This window comes from Streptomyces sp. NPDC031340 (assembly GCF_055569945.1).
The window spans coordinates 73,362-88,986 of the sequence record NZ_JBVIIE010000027.1; the positions used below are offsets into that span (position 1 = coordinate 73,362).

The following is a 15,625-nucleotide window of genomic DNA, read 5'->3' on the forward strand; positions in this document are numbered from 1 at the left end:
GGGACTGCCGTCACCCGCTCGCCGCACGTCTCCCGCCGTACCGGGAGACGCGAGAAGGCGACGAAGGCGCCACCGGGACGGTTGAGCGCGGTAGAACAGGGGAGTCGGCACGGGGGAACAGCGTGCCGCGCAAGGAGGCGAGGCGGTGCGTGCCATGAGTGCACCTGAGTTCCCGTTGGCCGACGGCGACGAGTCGATACGGCCCAGCGGCCTGCTCGACGTGCTGCGGGTGGCATCGGTGGTCCTCGACGCCCGCGGACGCGTCGTGCTGTGGAGCCCCCAGGCGGAGGAGTTGTTCGGCTACACCGCCCAGGAGGCGCTCGGGCAGTACGCCGCCCGGATCATGGTGCACGAGCAGCATGTCGACCTGGTGATCAAACTGTTCGCCGACGTCATGCACACCGGCCAGAGCTGGGCCGGGGCCTTCCCCGTCCGGCGCAAGGACGGCAGCACCCGCCTGGTGGAGTTCCGCAACATGCGGCTGCTGGACGACCGGGGCGATGGCTACGCGCTCGGCCTGTGCGCCGACCAGTCGACCGTGCGGCAGATGGAACGCGACGTGGCACTGTCCACGCGGATGATCGCCCAGTCGCCGAACGGGCTGGCGGTCCTGGACACCGACATGCGGTACGTGTCGGTCAACCCCGCGATGGAACGGCTCAACGGCATGCCGGCGAGCGAGCACATCGGACGCACGGTCCGCGAGGTCCTGCCGCATCTCGACGTCGACGACGTGGAGGCCTCGATCAGCCAGGTGCTGGAGACCGGCCGGCCGCTCGTCGGCCACCGGGTGGTCGGCCACACCCCGGCCGACCCGGACGAGGAACACGCCCTGTCGATCTCGCTGTACCGGCTGGAGGACGCGCTCGGCGCCGTCCTGGGCGTGGCGGCTTCCGTCGCGGACGTCACCGAACAGCACCGGGCGAGCATCGAGGCGGAGACGGCACGCCGCCGGCTCGCCGTGGTCGCGGACGCCTCGGCCCGCATCGGCACCACCCTGGAGCTGGACCGCACCGCCCTGGAACTGGCGGACGTGGCCGTCCCGGAACTCGCCGACGTGGCCGCCGTCGACCTGCTCGACGCGGTCGCGGAGGGCAGACGCAGCAGCCTCGGCCCCGCGGAGCCGGCGGTGATCCGGGCGCTGGCCGTGCGGGCGGACGATGCCCCGGAGGCGCTGCGGGCGGCCGATTCCCCGGGGCAGGTGGCGGCCTACGGCGCCGACCGCCTGGTCACCGAGTGCGTGCGCACCGGCCTCCCGGTCCTGGTCGCCGAGGTCCGGGACGCCGACCTGCCGCGCATCGCCCGCTCCCCCGAGGCGGCGGAACTGCTGGCCGCCGCGGGCGTCCACTCGTACCTGGCCGTGCCGTTGATCGCCCGCGGAGAGGTGCTCGGCGCGCTCGATCTGAAGCGCACGCGCAACCCGCTGCCGTTCACCGAGGACGACCTGCTGCTCGCCCGGGAGCTCGCGTCCCGGGCGGCGGTGCAGATAGACAACGCCCGCTGGTACCAGAACGCCCGCAACACCGCGCTCACCCTGCAGCGCAGCCTGCTGCCCAGCCATCCGCCGGTGACCGGCGGCCTGGAGGTCGCCTCCCGCTACCAGCCGGCCGGGACCACCACCGAGGTCGGCGGCGACTGGTTCGACGTCATCCCCCTGGAGGGCGGCAGGACGGCGCTGGTGGTGGGCGACGTGATGGGCAGCGGGATCACCGCCGCGGCGACCATGGGCCGGCTGCGCACCGCGACGCACACACTGGCCTCCCTCGGCCTCGACCCGGCGCGTCTCCTGGAGCACCTCGACCGGATCACCGAGGGCCTCGACCACTCCATCGCGACCTGCGTGTACGCCGTCCACGACCCGGAGTCGCGGCAGTGCCGGATCGCGAACGCCGGGCACCTGCCGCCGGCCCGGCTGCGCGAGGGCCGGCGCCCGGAACTGCTCGACCTGCCCACCGGAGCGCCGCTGGGCGTGGGCGGCGTCGCCTTCTCCACCACCACGATCGACCTCTCGCCCGGCGACCGGCTCGTGTTCTACACCGACGGCCTGGTGGAGACCCGGCAGGACCCTCTCGACGAGCGTCTGGAGGCGCTGCTCGGCCTGCTCGACGGACCCGACCGCCCGCTGGAGGAGGTCTGCGACCTCCTGCTGCGCACCCTCTACCAGCCCGACAACCCCGACGACGTGGCGCTGCTGATCGCCCGGGTGCAGCAGCCGGGCTGACCGGCCGCGGGGGCGATCCGCCGGGGGCGGTTTCCCCGGGAATCTGTTATCGCGCCCTTATCGTCCTCCAGTCACAATAAGAACACGGCAGGACAAAGGCAGGGCGCTCGGAGGCCGGGTGCCGTGGCCGATGGGAGCGAGTCGTGACGCACGAACCGACACCGGAGCGGGAACCGACGACGGGGCAGGGCGGGCCGGACCGTCCGCCGGGCGCGGGCCGGGGCAGGCCGGTGCGGGGCCAGTCCCGCCGGGCGCGCCCGGTGACGGCGGCGGTCACGGTCGCCGTCTTCGCCCTCGGCGGCACCGTCGCCCACGCAGCGGCCTCGGACGGCGCCGGCGGAGGCGCCGCCGCCTCCCCGTCCGCCTCCGTTACGCCGTCGCCGGACGGAACCGGCCACCGGTGCGCATCCCGCATGGGCGTGCACGGCGAGGCGACCGTCAAGGACCCGGACACGGGCAAGTGGGTGGTGCGCGCCTGGCAGCGCGGCACCGTCCAGAAGGTCTACGACGACCAGGTGACCGTCAAGAGCGAGGACGGCGCCGCCTGGACGTGGACGGTGAACAAGAACACCGTCTTCTACCACAACGGCAACAAGAGCTCCGGCACCGGCGAACTGAAGAAGGGCGAGAACGCCGTCCTGGTCGGGCCGCGTTCCGGCTCCACGAGGACCGCGGTGTACGCCATGGCGGGCACCTGGGGCGAGGGCCGCCACGACGGGCACCACGACGGATGCGACCACGGCATGATGCCGGGGCACGAGAACGGATCCGACCACGACATGCCCGGGTACGGCGACGGATCCGACCACGGCATGATGCCGGGGCACGGCCCCTGGCAGCAGCGGACACCGTCGCCGTCGACCGGCCAGTAGGGCGCCGGCGCTACGACCTGACGCCGATCACGACGTCGGCGCCGAGCTCCTCGTCCGAGGCGATGCGGGCGGTCAGCCCGCCGTGGGTGAACGCGTCCACGGCCGCCCCGGCCTGCCGTTCGCTCGTCTCGACCAGCAGGCAGCCGCCGGGGGCCAGCCACCGGTGCGCCTCGGCGGCGACCCGGCGCAGCACGTGCAGCCCGTCGGCGCCGCCGTCCAGGGCGACCAGCGGTTCGTGGTCGCGGGCCTCCGGGGGCAGCAGGCCGACCTCGTCGGTGGGGACGTAGGGCACGTTGGCCGCGAGGACGTCGACGCGGCCGCGCAGGCCGGCGGGCAGTGCCTCGAACAGGTCACCCGAGTGGACCTGACCGCCCGCCATGGCGACGTTGCGGCGGGCGCAGCGCACCGCGGCCGGGTCGATGTCGGCGGCGTGCAGCTCGACCGAACCGAGCGCGGCGGCCAGCGCGGCACCGACGGCGCCCGAGCCGCAGCACAGGTCGACGACGACACGGGCCGCCGGAGCCTGGGCCAGCGCCTGCTCGACGAGGAACTCGGTCCGCCGCCGGGGGACGAAGACGCCGGGTTCCACGACGATGCGCAGCCCCCGGAACTCGGCCCATCCGAGGACGAGTTCGAGGGGCAGGCCGCCGGAGCGGCGGTCGACCAGCAGGGCCAGTTCCCGCGGGGTGCGGGCGGCGGACAGCAGCAGCCGCGCCTCCTCCTCGGCGAAGACGCAGCCCGCGGCGCGCAGCGCGGCGACGACGGCGTCGTAGGAAGAAGCGGAGGACACGGAAGAAGAGGCGGGAAGGGAGAAGGGGGACGAAGGGGACGACGCAGGCATCCGAGCCGAGGGCCTTTCGGTGGTCGAAGGGCGCTCCCGCGGTCACCTACCGGCGACGGTCCGCGTCGACGCGAGGGGAGAGCACCCGATCTGGCACAGCGGTGATGACTCCCACCTCCTCGGTCCACCGGCGGCCGGGACGTTCCTCGGCCGGACGGTCACCCTATCGCAGCCCCCGGTCACCGTGGCATGCGCCGGTCACCTCCCCGGTCAGGGCCGCACGGCGCCCCCCGCGCTCCGGGTTGTACGGTGCAACCAGGAGAGCGAGGGAGGCCCGGTGGAGGCGCAGCAGGCCGTGGAGACCATCCAGCGGGAGATGACGGTCTTCGCCCGCCGTGCCCGGGCATCCGCGGGGCGCCTGCACCCCGAGCTGTCGCTGGTCTCCTACACCCTGCTCGGCCATCTGGAGGAGAGCGGCGGCTGCCGGGCGACCGACCTGGCCGCGCACTATGCCCTGGACAAGTCGACGGTCAGCCGCCAGGTGACGGCCCTGGAGCGGGCCGGCCTGGTCGAGCGGCGCCTGGACCCGGAGGACCACCGCGTGCAGGTGCTGCACCTCACCGGCGCCGGCCGCCGGATCCTCGCCCGGGTCACCCGCAGCCGCCGGACGGCCGTCCGGGAACGGCTCGCGGACTGGTCGGAAGAGGATCTGGAGCGGTTCGCGGGGTATCTCACGCGCTACAACGCGTGGCCGGGAACCGGCGCCGCGGAGGACTAGACGGCGGCGGTCACCGCCTGTGCGTCCGTCCGGTGTTCCGGTGTGCGGGCCGCGAGGAAGACGGTCCTGCGGCGCAGCCGGAAGCCCAGGGACTCGTAGAGGCGGATGGCGTTCGTGTTGCTCGCGGCGGTGTGCAGGAACGGGGTCTCGCCGCGTTCCCGGATGCCGTGGGCGACGGCCAGCACCAGACGGGTCGCCAGGCCCTCGCCGCGGAAGGCGGGGTCGGTGCAGACCGCGCTGATCTCGGTCCAGCCGGGCGGATGCAGCCGCTCCCCCGCCATGGCGATCAGCGCGCCGTCACAGCGGATGCCGAGGTAGGTGCCGAGTTCGACGGTGCGGGGCAGGAACGGGCCGGGGCGGGTGCGCTCGACCAGGTCGAGCATGTCGGGCACGTCGGCGGGGCCGAGGCGGACGGCCTCCGGCTCAGGGACGGCCGCCAGCCCGTCGTCGACGAACTGCACGCCCTCCGCCTGGAAGGTGATCTCCCAGCCGTCCGGGACCGTTCCGCCGAAGCCGGCCAGCGCGACCTCCGCGCCGGGGCCCGCGAGCGCGGCGAGGTCCGCCCAGTCGCCGGCGTCGGGGTCGTCGGGCAGCGCCAGCCAGGGCGAGACGTCGACGGGGTAGCGCAGCACCCGGCCGCGCCGCTCGGCGAAGTGCGCGTGCGGGCCGGTCAGGGACGTCAGGGCGGGGTTGTCCAGGACGTGGCTCATGCGCCGACCTCGATCACGGTCTTGCCGCGGGCGTGGCCCTGTTCCACGGCGCGCAGCGCCTCGCCGGCCCGGTCGAGGGGGTAGGTCAGGGTCACGTGCGGGTCCAACGCGCCGTCCGCCGCCAGGCGGGCCACCGTCTCCAGTCGGGCGGAGGTGCGGACGCGGGCCACGCGGGAGCCGCCGAGCCGTTCCACCGCCTCCGGCGGCGCCCCGGCCGTGACCAGCCCGGTGCGGTCGTCGAGCAGGCCCGCCGCCTCCTCGAGGACGTCGCCGCCCACGAGGTCGTACACACCGTCGACCGGTCCCGGCACCCGCGCGGTCCAGCCCGGCCCGGACGGCACGTGGACGGCGCCGAGGGATTCCACGAGATCCTTCTTGCCCTCGCTCGCGAGTCCCACGACGCGCAGTCCGAAGGCACGGGCGATCTGCAGCGCGGCGACGCCGACCCCGCCGCCCGCCCCGGTGACGAGCACGGTGGCACCGGCCTCCAGGCCGAGCTGGTCGATGCCGTCGTACGCCGTCGCGCCCGCGACGGGCAGGGTCGCCGCGTCGGTGAAGGACAGGGCGGCCGGCTTGTGCGCGACCAGTCCGTCGGCCGGCAGCAGCGCGTACTCGGCGTACCCGCCGGTGATCGGCGTGCCGAGGACCTCGTCCCCGGCGGCGAAACCCTCGACGCCGTCGCCGGTGTCCCGCACGACGCCGGCGACCTCGTTGCCGAGAACCGCGGGGAACGTGCGCTCACCGGTGTCCCCGGGGCGCCGGTAGCCCTCGCGCAGCTTCCAGTCGACGGGGTTGACGCCCGCGGCGCGCACCGCCACGAGCAGTTCACCCGGCCCGGGGACGGGCCGGTCCACGTCGATCAGGGCCTCGGTCTCCGGCCCTCCGTACCGTGTGAAGACGTACGCCTTCGGCATGTCCGCTCCCACTCTCCTTCGCTGTCGCGGTCGGCAACAGGCGGCAAGGAAGATCGACGAGCGGGTATTCCCACGGCGCCGGAGACTTCACACGGCCGCAATGATCGCCGGGCCGGCACGTGCGGAAGCACCCCCGGGACGCACGTACGGTTGAGTGCGTGAGCTACCGACGCCGTCCCGCTGGATCCGTATGAACGTCACCCGAGGCTTCACCGGACGCCCCCGCGCCCTCCGCCCCGGCCTGCCCCCCGGCCAGTACGACGCGGGCGACGACTGGCCCGTGCTGTCCGCCGAGGTCACGCCCGACCTGGCGCCCGCCGACTGGACCTTCCGCGTCGACGGCCTGGTCGAGCGGCCGCACACCTGGGACTGGGAGCAGGCGCACGCACTGCCCGGTTCGGTGCACGAGGGGGACATCCACTGCGTGACCGGCTGGTCGAAGTTCGGGGCGCGGTTCGGGGGCGTGTCCCTGGACGCCTTCCTCGATGTGGTCCGGCCCCATGGGGCGGCCACCCATGCCGTCGCCTACTCGCACACCGGGTACACCACGAACCTGCCGCTGGCGGACCTGACCGGCGGGCGCGCCTGGATCGCCTGGGAGTACGACGGCCGGCCGCTCACCGCCGAGCACGGCGGGCCGGCGCGGCTGCTGGTGCCGCACCTGTACTTCTGGAAGAGCGCCAAGTGGATCGCCGGCATCCGGCTCCTCGACCACGACGAGCCGGGTTTCTGGGAGCAGAACGGCTACCACGCCCGCGGCAACCCCTGGCAGGAGCAGCGGTACTCCGGTGACTGAGACCTTCACTCCCCCGACGCGGTTCGCCGTGCCCGGCCGCATCGCCGTGAACGAGCGGGTCGCCGGGCGGTGGCAGACCGCCACGCTGACCGAGATCCGCCGCGAGACGCCGCACGCCGCGACCTTCCGGTTCGCGGTGCCGGCGTGGGCCGGCCATCTGCCCGGCCAGCACCTGATGCTGCGGCTGACCGCAGCGGACGGCTATGTGGCGCAGCGCCACTACTCCATCGCGTCCGCGCCCGACGACGCGGGCCACGTCGAGCTGACCCTGGACCACGTCGCGGGCGGCGAGGTCTCGGGCTGGTTCCACACCGTGGCCCGGCCCGGCGACCGGGTCGAGGTGCGGGGTCCGCTGAGCGGGTTCTTCGCCTGGCCCGGCGACCGCCCGGCGCTGCTGATCGGCGCCGGTTCCGGGGTCGTGCCGCTGATGTCGATGGTGCGGCACCACCGGATGCGGGGCCTGTCCGTGCCGCTGCGGCTGCTGGTGTCCGCGCGCGGCCCCGAGGAACTGATCTACGCCCGGGAGTTCGGCCCGGAGACGACGCCGGTGTTCACCCGGCGCGCCCCGGAGGGCTTGCCGGTGGGACGTCTGACGGCCGCACATGTGGCGCCGCTCCTGGCCGAGCGGCCACCCGGTGGGTGGGAGGCCTATGTGTGCGGCTCCAACGGCTTCGCGGAACACGCCTCCCGTCTCCTGGTACGGGCCGGCCAGCCCGTCGACCGCATCCGCATCGAACGCTTCGGCTGACCCGCCGCCCCGACGGCCGCGCCGGGCAGGGCGAGCGAAGCCGGTGGCCGGCCGGCGAGCCCAGCCCTCGCGACGCGCGCGACGGACCCGCCGGACACGTGTGGGCGGTGGGCCGGGGGCCGACGGGTGCGGTGAGGAAGGAACCCCGGCGGCCGGGGTATCCGTTCGTCATGCGGACCCGGGTGCGCGGCTGGCGTTGGCGGCGCAGTGCGCTGCGGCGCCGGTCGGATGTCGTGGAGGCGTGGACGGTGCTGGTGGTCGCCGTCCTGCTGGTGGTGGGCGCGCCGCTGGCGGGGGCGGCGGCCGGGCGGCGGGCCCATGACGACGCGCGTGCCGTCGCGGCGGCACAGCGCGCCGAGCGGCACCGGGTGCGCGCCGAAGCCGTCGGCCCCGCCCCCGACATGCTGCCGACGGTGCAGAGCGGCCGGCGGCACGCCTACCGGGCGGCCGTGCGCTGGACGGATCCGGCCGGCGCGGCGCACACCGCGAGGGCGCGCGTCCCGGCGGGCACCCGGCGCGGGGACACCGTCGACGTGTGGCTGGACTCCCGGGGCCGGACGGTCCCCCCGCCGCCGAGCCGAGGCGACGTCCGGCAGCACGCCTTCACCGTCGGCGCGTGCGCCGCCGCGGGGACGGCGGCCCTGGTGCTTCTCGGACACGCCGTCGTGCGCCGCGTGGCGCTCGGGCACCGGCTCGCCGAGTGGGAACGGGCATGGGCCCGTACCGGACCTGAGTGGACGCGCCGCCGCGCGTGACGCCGAGCCCCGCGTACCGCCCGGGGCATGCGGGTCGTGCTGGTCCTGCGGGTCGTGCTGGTCCTGCGGGCCGTGCTGGTCGTGCGGGCTGTGCGGGTCGTGCAGGTCGTGCAGGTCGTGCTGGTCGTACGGATCACCGCAGGTGGTGACCCGACGATTCGTACCGGCCGGTAGCCCGCCGGAGCCTCCCCTTCCACCACCGGACGAGTGGTGCTCGCCCCGCTTGACCAGCGAAGGAAAGACCGGGGCGGGATGCCGTGACCGCCTCCGGATGCGGTGCGGGTCTGGCGAGTCGTCCGACCTTCCACGTACGGTGTGATCATCCGCACTGACCCTTCACGAAGGCGGTCCTTCATGGCCCTGTTCGACCTGCCCCTCGACGAGCTCCGCGAATACCGCAGCGCGTCCACCGAACCGGAGGACTTCGACGCCTTCTGGTCCAAGACCCTGCAGGAGGCGCGCGAGCACGACCTCGACGCCCGCTTCGAACCGGTGGACACGGGCCTGACGACGGTGCGGGTGTTCGACGTGACGTTCGCCGGGTTCGGCGGTCACCCGGTGAAGGGCTGGCTGAGGCTGCCCGCCGCGGCGGACGGACCGCTGCCGCTGGTGGTGGAGTTCGTCGGGTACGGGGGCGGGCGCGGCCTGCCGCACGAGCACCTGCTGTGGGCGTCCACGGGCCGCGCGCACTTCGTGATGGACACCCGTGGCCAGGGCAGCACCTGGGGCGGCGGCGGCGCCACGCCGGACCCGGTGGGCGGCGCGCCCGCCTTCCCCGGTTACATGACCCGGGGCATCGACGCGCCCGAGAACTACTACTACCGCCGGGTGTTCACCGACGCGGTGCGCGCCGTGGAGGCGGCCCGCTCGCACCCGCTGACCGACGCCTCCCGCACAGTGGCGGTCGGCGCCAGCCAGGGCGGCGGCATCACCCTCGCCGTGGGCGGACTGGTCCCGGACCTGGCCGCCGTCGCGCCGGACGTGCCGTTCCTGTGCGACTACCCGCGCGCGGTGAGGCTGACGGACAGTCACCCGTACCGGGAGATAGGGCTGTTCCTCAAGACCCACCGCGGCCGCAGCGAGGCCGCCCTGCGCACGCTCTCCTACTTCGACGGCGTCCACTTCGCCGCCCGCGGCCGGGCGCCGGCCCTGTTCTCGACGGGCCTGGAGGACCAGACCTGCCCGCCGTCGACGGTCTTCGCGGCGTTCAACGCCTGGGCGCACGACGACAAGGCGATCGAGGTGTACGACTTCAACGACCACGAGGGCGGCGGCCCCTACCAGGAGGCTGCCAAGCTGCGCTGGCTGCGGTCGTACGCCTGACGGTCCGGCCTTCCCCCTTGTCCGACCAGTCGGTATGTTCGGACGGCCCGGGCCTCGACGGCGCGTCCCGGGCTTCGACTGACGACGGAGGGGCCCATGGCGCAGCGCGATCCCCAGGTGCACGGTCACTGCGACGCACGGTTCGCGGCGGTGCGGACGGCGTTCGAGGAGAACTTCCGGGACCGGGAGGAACTGGGCGCCGCGGTCGCCGTCACCGTCGACGGGGTCACCGTGGCGGATCTGTGGGGCGGCTGGGCCGACGCGCGGCGGGACCGGCTCTGGGAGCGGGACACCGTGGTCAACGTGTGGTCCACCTCCAAGGGACCCGTCGCGCTGTGCGCGCACATCCTGTCCGACCGCGGCCTGCTGGACCTCGACGCGCCGGTGGCCGCGTACTGGCCGGAGTTCGCCGCGGCCGGCAAGGAGAAGGTGCTGGTGCGGCATCTGCTGTCGCACCGGGCGGGGCTGGCCGGGCTGCGCGAGCCGCACTCGCTCGAGCAGCTCTACGACTGGGAGCTGACCACACGGCGGCTCGCGGCGACGGAGCCCTGGTGGGAACCGGGCACGGTGTCCGGCTATCACGCCCTGACCTTCGGGTTCCTGGTGGGCGAGGTCGTACGGCGGGTCTCGGGGCTGCTGCCGGGGGCCTTCCTGGAGCGCGAGGTGACCGGGCCGCTCGGGATCGACTTCACGATCGGGCTGCCGGAGAAGGAGGCCCACCGGGCGGCCGAACTGGTGCACCAGAAGGCCGCGGCGGACGACGAACGGCCCGCCGCGCCCATGCAGTTGACGCCGCTGGCGCTGGCCGCGCTGGCCAATCCCCTGGTGGGCGCGGCCGAGGCCAACACGCCCGCCTGGCGGGCCGCCGAGGTCCCGGCCGCGAACGGGCACGGCAGCGCGCGGGCCGTCGCCGCGCTGTACGGCATCCTCGCGGGCCGGGGGACGTACGCCGGCCGGCGGGTGCTGTCCGCCACGGCCGCCGAGCGGGTGCGCGAGGGGCAGGGCAGCTGCCGCGACCTGGTGCTCGGCGCCGGTTTCGGGCAGGAGACCGAGGTGGCGCTCGGCGTCTGGCTGAGCGGGCGGAACGGCTCCTACGGCCCCAACCCGCGGGCCTTCGGGCACGACGGCTTCGGCGGCTCCTGCGGACTGGCCGACCCGGAGGCCGGGGTGTCGCTGGGCTACGTGATGAACCGGATGGGGCCGCACATCGCCGACGACCCCCGCAAGACGGCACTGGTCGAGGCCGTGTACAGCGCACTGTGAACGGCGCCCGCGGCGGGCCGGTACCGCCCGAACGGCCACGCCGACGCGGATTGGACCGGCCCGCCCGGCGCCGACCGTTCCGGCGGCCCGCCCGCCCGTACGGATCACGCCGCGCGCCGGCCGGCACGCCGGGCCGCCGGACTGCCGGTACACCGTACCGCCGGGCCGCCAGTACGCCGCTGATCACCGACTGCTGGTGGACGCCCGGCACGACGCCCCGGTCCGCCCCGGCGGATGCCCCCTGCCCGCCCCGGCAGGCCGTCCCGGTCTACGCGGTCGCACCGTCCGCGGCAGGCTGAGCGGGCGTGCCCGGGCGGCGTGCCACGACCGTGCGCACCCGTGGGCTGCCGTCGCGGCGCCGCCCGAACTCCGGCAGGGTGTGCAGTTCCACCAGGAACCCGGCCCGCTCCAGTTCCGCCCGCACCTCCCCGAGCCGAAAGGCGCGGTAGTACATGACGAACGGCGGCCGCCACACGGCGTTGCGCACCCGCATCAACGCGTCGAAGCCGAGCAGCATCCAGAACGCGGGCGACGAGGGCCGCGGCGGGGCCAGGACCGGGAACACGAAGCTTCCGCCCGGCCGCAGCACGGAGTGGACCTGCGCGAACAGACCGGGCAGCTCGCGCGGCAGGAAGTGGCCGAACGCCCCGAAACTGACGACGAGGTCGAAGACGGGGCCGAAGGGCAGCGCGCGGGCGTCCGCCCGGACGTACTCCGCGCGCGGCCCGGCGCCGACGGCGCGCGCACGGGCGACGGCGAGCATCCCGGCGCTGAAGTCGACGCCCACGACACGGCGCCGGCACACCCGCGCCAGGACGCCGGTCCCCGCGCCGGTGCCGCAGCACAGGTCGAGCCCGGCGTCGAAGGAGCCGGTGCGGGCCAGGTCGGCGGCGACCGCGTCGAGCACCGCGTCGGGTGTCCGGAACGGGGTGTGGTCGAACTTCGGCGCGAGCAGGTCGTAGCCGCGCTCGACCGACGACAGCGCCTGGACGGCGAGCTCGCGCAGGGTGGGGCCTTCGGGGCTGAACACCGCGTCAGCTTAGGACAGGGCGGCAGCACACGCATGGACACCGCCCCGGCCGCTGACTAGTCTCCTCTGCACCTACTCCACTAATTGACTATGAGGTGATCCGATGCGAGCGTTCCGCGAAGCGGTGGAGGCCGGTGACCTCGACGCCGTCGAGGCGCTGCTGGCGGAGGACGTCGTGTTCACCAGCCCGGTGGCCTTCGCGCCGTACTCGGGCAAGGCGATCACCGCGGCGATCCTGCGCGGGGTGGCGCGCGTCTTCGAGGACTTCCGGTACGAGCAGGAGCTCGCCGGGGCCGACGGCCGCGACCACGCCCTGGTGTTCAGCGCGCGGGTGGGCGACCGGGCGCTGACCGGCTGCGACTTCATCCACCTCGACGAGGAGGGACTGATCGACCGGTTCACGGTCATGGTGCGGCCGCTGTCCGCCGCCCAGGCGCTGGCGGCGGCCATGGGCGCCCAGTTCGACCGGATCAGCGAGGAGGCTCAGGCGCGGATCGGCTGATCGCCACGCCGGCGGCCCGGTGCGTCCGCCGGGACGGCGGGCGCGCCGCGTACGTCACCGCGAGGGCGACGAACAGGGCGACGACCGCGGTGGAGGCGGCCGCGGTCGCCGTCCAGGCCCGGCCGCTGCCGGGACCGGCCACGATCAGGCAGGCCGCGACGGCCGTGCCGCCGAGCACTCCGGAGCCCACCAGGGCGGCGATGACGCCCCGGGATCCCCTCCCGCCGTACGGCGGTGTGACGGGGCCCAGCCGCAGCGCCGCCAGGTGCGACGCGGTCTCCCGCGCCTCCCGCCGCCGCTGCACCGCGGCGCGGATCCGCAGGCCGGCCGTCGCGAGGGCGCCCGCGACCGCCGCGTCGGCGGGCGCCCACCACACGGGCGTCGCGGCCAGCAGGGCGGCCACGCCCGCGACCGCGGCCCAGCCGGTCAGGCAGGCCGCCGCGGCCGTGCGGGTCGAGGCGGGCCGGTCGTCGCCGGCCCGCAGGTCGGCGACGGCCGGGACGTACCAGACACAGCCAGAGAACAGCACCAGCGCGGTGGCGAGCGCCAGGACGGATCGGTCCACGGGTCACGCCGCCTTCTCGGCCTGGGCGATCTCGGGGTGGTGCAGGTCGAACGCCGGGGATTCGCTGCGGATGCGGGGCAGCGAGCGGAAGTTGTGCCGCGGCGGCGGGCAGGAGGTGGCCCACTCCAGTGAACGGCCGTACCCCCAGGGGTCGTCGACGTGGACGCGCTCGCCGTACCTGCCGGTCTTCCAGACGTTGTAGAGGAACGGCAGGAACGACAGGCCGAGCAGGAACGAGCCGATGGTGGACAGGGTGTTGAGTGCGGTGAAGCCGTCGGCCGCGAGGTAGTCGGCGTACCGGCGGGGCATGCCCTCCACGCCGAGCCAGTGCTGGACGAGGAAGGTGAGGTGGAAGCCGGCCGTCAGGGTCCAGAAGGTGACCTTGCCGAGGCGCTCGTCGAGCATCTTGCCGGTGAACTTCGGCCACCAGAAGTGGAATCCGGCGAACATGGCGTACACCACCGTGCCGAACAGCGTGTAGTGGAAGTGCGCGACGACGAAGTACGAGTCGGAGACGTGGAAGTCCAGCGGCGGGGCGGCGAGGATCACGCCGGTGAGGCCGCCGAAGGTGAAGGTGACCAGGAAGCCGGTGGCCCACAGCATCGGTGTCTCGAAGGACAGGCTGCCCTTCCACATGGTGCCGATCCAGTTGAAGAACTTCACGCCGGTCGGGACCGCGATCAGGAAGGTCATGAAGGAGAAGAACGGCAGCAGCACCCCGCCGGTGACGTACATGTGGTGCGCCCACACGGTGACGGACAGACCCGCGATGGCGATGGTCGCGCCGACCAGGCCCATGTAGCCGAACATCGGCTTGCGGGAGAAGACCGGGACGATCTCGCTGACGATGCCGAAGAACGGCAGCGCCAGGATGTAGACCTCCGGGTGGCCGAAGAACCAGAACAGGTGCTGCCACAGCAGGGCCCCACCGTTGGCGGCGTCGAAGATGTGGCTGCCGAACTTGCGGTCCATCTCCAGGGCGAGCAGCGCGGCCGCGAGCACCGGGAAGACGATGAGGACGAGGACACCCGTCAGCAGCACGTTCCAGGTGAAGATCGGCATGCGGAACATGGTCATGCCCGGGGCGCGCATGCAGATGATCGTGGTGATGAAGTTGACCGCCCCCAGGATGGAGCCGAAGCCGGACAGCGTCACGCCCATGATCCACATGTCGGCTCCGACGCCGGGCGAGTGCACGGCGTCCGACAGCGGGGCGTAGAGGAACCAGCCGAAGTCGGCGGCCCCCTGCGGGGTGAGGAAGCCGCCGGCGGCGATCAGCGAGCCGAACAGGAACAGCCAGTAGGCGAGCATGTTCAGCCGCGGGAAGGCCACGTCGGGCGCGCCGATCTGCAGCGGCATCAGCCAGTTGGCGAAGCCCGTGAACAGCGGCATCGCGAACAGCAGCAGCATGATCGAGCCGTGCATGGTGAAGGCCTGGTTGAACTGCTCGTTCGACATCACCTGCAGGCCCGGACGGGCCAGTTCGGCGCGCATCAGCAACGCCAGCGCGCCGCCGAGAAGGAAGAACGCGAACGAGGTGACCAGGTACAAGGTCCCGATCTTCTTGTGGTCGGTGGTGGTCAGCCACTCCGTCCACGCGGGCCGCTCGACCGGCCGGACGGCCACGTCCGCCCGCCCGCGGACCGCGGGACGCGTCCGCGCCCCGGGGACCTGCTCCGTCTGCTGTATCAGTACCTCGTCCACCGGGCGGTGTCCTCCGAATCCGTTCACATGGCTCACCGGCCGGGGAGTGCTCCGCGCGCGCTGCGCGGCGCGGCGCTTCCCGACCGCCGCCACATGATCGTCAGAGGGCCGCCCGGCCCGGCAGGGCCCAGCAGTCCCTGCGATGGTCCCGCGATCAGGGCCCAATGGGCCCTGGCCAGGAGCCAGCGGAGGCGTCCTGGCGTGGTGCGGGCCCGCGCACCGCCGTGCGGTGATCCCTGCGGCGACCGTGTCGCCGGCCGCCGGTGGTGCGCGGGCCCGGTGCGGAGGCGGGTGACCCGGCCCGCCCCGCTTCCGAGGAGCCGCCGTGGCGACGGGCCACGGTCCCCACACCGCCGCCCGCCCGCGGGACGTGACACCGCCGGTCCGCCCCCTGAGCGGCCCGGTGGTGGGGCACGGTGGCGGGATCCTGTGAGGGAGGACCCCGCCGCCGTACGTCTCGCGGACTCGAGGCTCACTCTCACAGCGCGCGGTGCGCGGCAGCAGGGGCCGAACGACTCACCCGCGGTCCCGACCGGCCCAACCCGCGCCCCGCCGGGCGTCGCTGTGACCCCGGAACGCCGCGGGGGGGGGGGGGGGGGGGGGGGGGGGGGGGGGAGGGGGGGGGGGGGGAGGGGGGGGGAGGGGGGGGGGGGGGGGAGGTAT

At 74.3% G+C, this 15,625-nt stretch carries 16 protein-coding genes; 10 read left to right on the top strand and 6 right to left on the bottom strand.

What is annotated here, in order from left to right; genetic code table 11:
* Positions 1 to 154: 154 nt before the first annotated feature.
* Both ACZ5GT_RS22045 and ACZ5GT_RS22050 read left to right on the top strand, forming a co-directional pair.
* The gene (locus tag ACZ5GT_RS22045) at positions 155 to 2,221 is read left to right on the top strand and encodes a SpoIIE family protein phosphatase (protein ID WP_469027676.1); all 2,067 of its coding nucleotides are present in this window, start codon (positions 155 to 157) and stop codon (positions 2,219 to 2,221) included.
* A gap of 143 nt (positions 2,222 to 2,364) precedes the next feature.
* Positions 2,365 to 3,093, top strand: coding sequence for a hypothetical protein (locus ACZ5GT_RS22050; protein ID WP_469027680.1), 729 nt, complete (start codon positions 2,365 to 2,367; stop codon positions 3,091 to 3,093).
* Between the two features lie 10 nt (positions 3,094 to 3,103).
* Here the strand turns inward: ACZ5GT_RS22050 and ACZ5GT_RS22055 are convergent, their stop codons facing one another.
* Positions 3,104 to 3,934 (bottom strand): putative protein N(5)-glutamine methyltransferase, encoded by an 831-nt coding sequence (locus tag ACZ5GT_RS22055; RefSeq protein ID WP_469027683.1) that lies wholly within the window; start codon positions 3,932 to 3,934, stop codon positions 3,104 to 3,106.
* Between the two features lie 277 nt (positions 3,935 to 4,211).
* Here ACZ5GT_RS22055 and ACZ5GT_RS22060 point away from each other — a divergent pair, with 277 nt between their 5' ends.
* Positions 4,212 to 4,652 carry a MarR family winged helix-turn-helix transcriptional regulator gene (locus ACZ5GT_RS22060; RefSeq protein WP_469027686.1) on the top strand — a complete coding sequence of 147 codons (441 nt, stop codon included), beginning with the start codon at positions 4,212 to 4,214 and terminating at the stop codon, positions 4,650 to 4,652.
* Here the strand turns inward: ACZ5GT_RS22060 and ACZ5GT_RS22065 are convergent.
* A complete protein-coding gene (locus ACZ5GT_RS22065) occupies positions 4,649 to 5,362 on the bottom strand; it encodes a GNAT family N-acetyltransferase (RefSeq protein ID WP_469027692.1) in 714 nt (237 codons plus the stop codon). The genes ACZ5GT_RS22060 and ACZ5GT_RS22065 overlap by 4 nt on opposite strands.
* Positions 5,359 to 6,276, bottom strand: a complete 918-nt coding sequence (locus ACZ5GT_RS22070; RefSeq protein ID WP_469027695.1) for an NADP-dependent oxidoreductase — start codon at positions 6,274 to 6,276, stop codon at positions 5,359 to 5,361. Before ACZ5GT_RS22070 ends, ACZ5GT_RS22065 begins: the two co-directional genes overlap by 4 nt.
* Positions 6,277 to 6,466: 190 nt before the next feature.
* On the opposite strand from ACZ5GT_RS22070, the gene ACZ5GT_RS22075 reads away from it, so the two are divergent.
* The 6 genes from ACZ5GT_RS22075 (at position 6,467) to ACZ5GT_RS22100 (ending at position 11,161) form a co-directional block, all read left to right on the top strand.
* Positions 6,467 to 7,072 (top strand): sulfite oxidase-like oxidoreductase, encoded by a 606-nt coding sequence (locus ACZ5GT_RS22075; RefSeq protein WP_469027702.1) that lies wholly within the window; start codon positions 6,467 to 6,469, stop codon positions 7,070 to 7,072.
* The gene (locus tag ACZ5GT_RS22080) at positions 7,065 to 7,820 is read left to right on the top strand and encodes a ferredoxin reductase (protein WP_469027705.1); all 756 of its coding nucleotides are present in this window, start codon (positions 7,065 to 7,067) and stop codon (positions 7,818 to 7,820) included. The genes ACZ5GT_RS22075 and ACZ5GT_RS22080 overlap by 8 nt, the downstream gene beginning before the upstream one ends.
* Positions 7,821 to 7,990: 170 nt before the next feature.
* Positions 7,991 to 8,575: an Rv1733c family protein gene (locus ACZ5GT_RS22085; protein ID WP_469027708.1), complete on the top strand. Its 585-nt coding sequence runs from the start codon at positions 7,991 to 7,993 to the stop codon at positions 8,573 to 8,575.
* Positions 8,576 to 8,602: 27 nt separating this feature from the next.
* Entirely contained in the window at positions 8,603 to 8,749 is a 147-nt protein-coding gene (locus tag ACZ5GT_RS22090; RefSeq protein ID WP_469027714.1) for a hypothetical protein, read from the top strand.
* Positions 8,750 to 8,929: 180 nt separating this feature from the next.
* Positions 8,930 to 9,898 carry an acetylxylan esterase gene (locus ACZ5GT_RS22095; RefSeq protein WP_469027721.1) on the top strand — a complete coding sequence of 323 codons (969 nt, stop codon included), beginning with the start codon at positions 8,930 to 8,932 and terminating at the stop codon, positions 9,896 to 9,898.
* 96 nt (positions 9,899 to 9,994) lie between these two features.
* Positions 9,995 to 11,161, top strand: a complete 1,167-nt coding sequence (locus ACZ5GT_RS22100; protein WP_469027729.1) for a serine hydrolase domain-containing protein — start codon at positions 9,995 to 9,997, stop codon at positions 11,159 to 11,161.
* Between the two features lie 268 nt (positions 11,162 to 11,429).
* Here the strand turns inward: ACZ5GT_RS22100 and ACZ5GT_RS22105 are convergent, their stop codons facing one another.
* Positions 11,430 to 12,191 (bottom strand): class I SAM-dependent methyltransferase, encoded by a 762-nt coding sequence (locus ACZ5GT_RS22105; RefSeq protein ID WP_469027737.1) that lies wholly within the window; start codon positions 12,189 to 12,191, stop codon positions 11,430 to 11,432.
* A 103-nt stretch (positions 12,192 to 12,294) separates the two neighbouring features.
* Here ACZ5GT_RS22105 and ACZ5GT_RS22110 point away from each other — a divergent pair, with 103 nt between their 5' ends.
* Positions 12,295 to 12,693 (top strand): nuclear transport factor 2 family protein, encoded by a 399-nt coding sequence (locus ACZ5GT_RS22110; RefSeq protein ID WP_469027742.1) that lies wholly within the window; start codon positions 12,295 to 12,297, stop codon positions 12,691 to 12,693.
* Here the strand turns inward: ACZ5GT_RS22110 and ACZ5GT_RS22115 are convergent.
* Both ACZ5GT_RS22115 and ctaD read right to left on the bottom strand, forming a co-directional pair.
* Positions 12,662 to 13,258, bottom strand: coding sequence for a hypothetical protein (locus tag ACZ5GT_RS22115; protein ID WP_469027745.1), 597 nt, complete (start codon positions 13,256 to 13,258; stop codon positions 12,662 to 12,664). The genes ACZ5GT_RS22110 and ACZ5GT_RS22115 overlap by 32 nt on opposite strands.
* A gap of 3 nt (positions 13,259 to 13,261) precedes the next feature.
* On the bottom strand, positions 13,262 to 14,962 hold the full coding sequence (gene ctaD / locus ACZ5GT_RS22120; RefSeq protein ID WP_469027748.1) for an aa3-type cytochrome oxidase subunit I: 1,701 nt from the start codon (positions 14,960 to 14,962) through the stop codon (positions 13,262 to 13,264).
* Positions 14,963 to 15,625 lie beyond the last annotated feature (663 nt).

Coding starts and splice junctions, on each gene's coding strand:
- ACZ5GT_RS22085 (WP_469027708.1), top strand. CDS start 7,991: ATGCGGACCCGGGTGCGCGGCTGGCGTTGGCGGCGCAGTGCGCTGCGG.
- ACZ5GT_RS22055 (WP_469027683.1), bottom strand. CDS start 3,934: ATGCCTGCGTCGTCCCCTTCGTCCCCCTTCTCCCTTCCCGCCTCTTCT.
- ACZ5GT_RS22065 (WP_469027692.1), bottom strand. CDS start 5,362: ATGAGCCACGTCCTGGACAACCCCGCCCTGACGTCCCTGACCGGCCCG.
- ACZ5GT_RS22075 (WP_469027702.1), top strand. CDS start 6,467: ATGAACGTCACCCGAGGCTTCACCGGACGCCCCCGCGCCCTCCGCCCC.
- ACZ5GT_RS22090 (WP_469027714.1), top strand. CDS start 8,603: ATGCGGGTCGTGCTGGTCCTGCGGGTCGTGCTGGTCCTGCGGGCCGTG.
- ACZ5GT_RS22045 (WP_469027676.1), top strand. CDS start 155: ATGAGTGCACCTGAGTTCCCGTTGGCCGACGGCGACGAGTCGATACGG.
- ACZ5GT_RS22110 (WP_469027742.1), top strand. CDS start 12,295: ATGCGAGCGTTCCGCGAAGCGGTGGAGGCCGGTGACCTCGACGCCGTC.
- ACZ5GT_RS22100 (WP_469027729.1), top strand. CDS start 9,995: ATGGCGCAGCGCGATCCCCAGGTGCACGGTCACTGCGACGCACGGTTC.
- ACZ5GT_RS22070 (WP_469027695.1), bottom strand. CDS start 6,276: ATGCCGAAGGCGTACGTCTTCACACGGTACGGAGGGCCGGAGACCGAG.
- ACZ5GT_RS22095 (WP_469027721.1), top strand. CDS start 8,930: ATGGCCCTGTTCGACCTGCCCCTCGACGAGCTCCGCGAATACCGCAGC.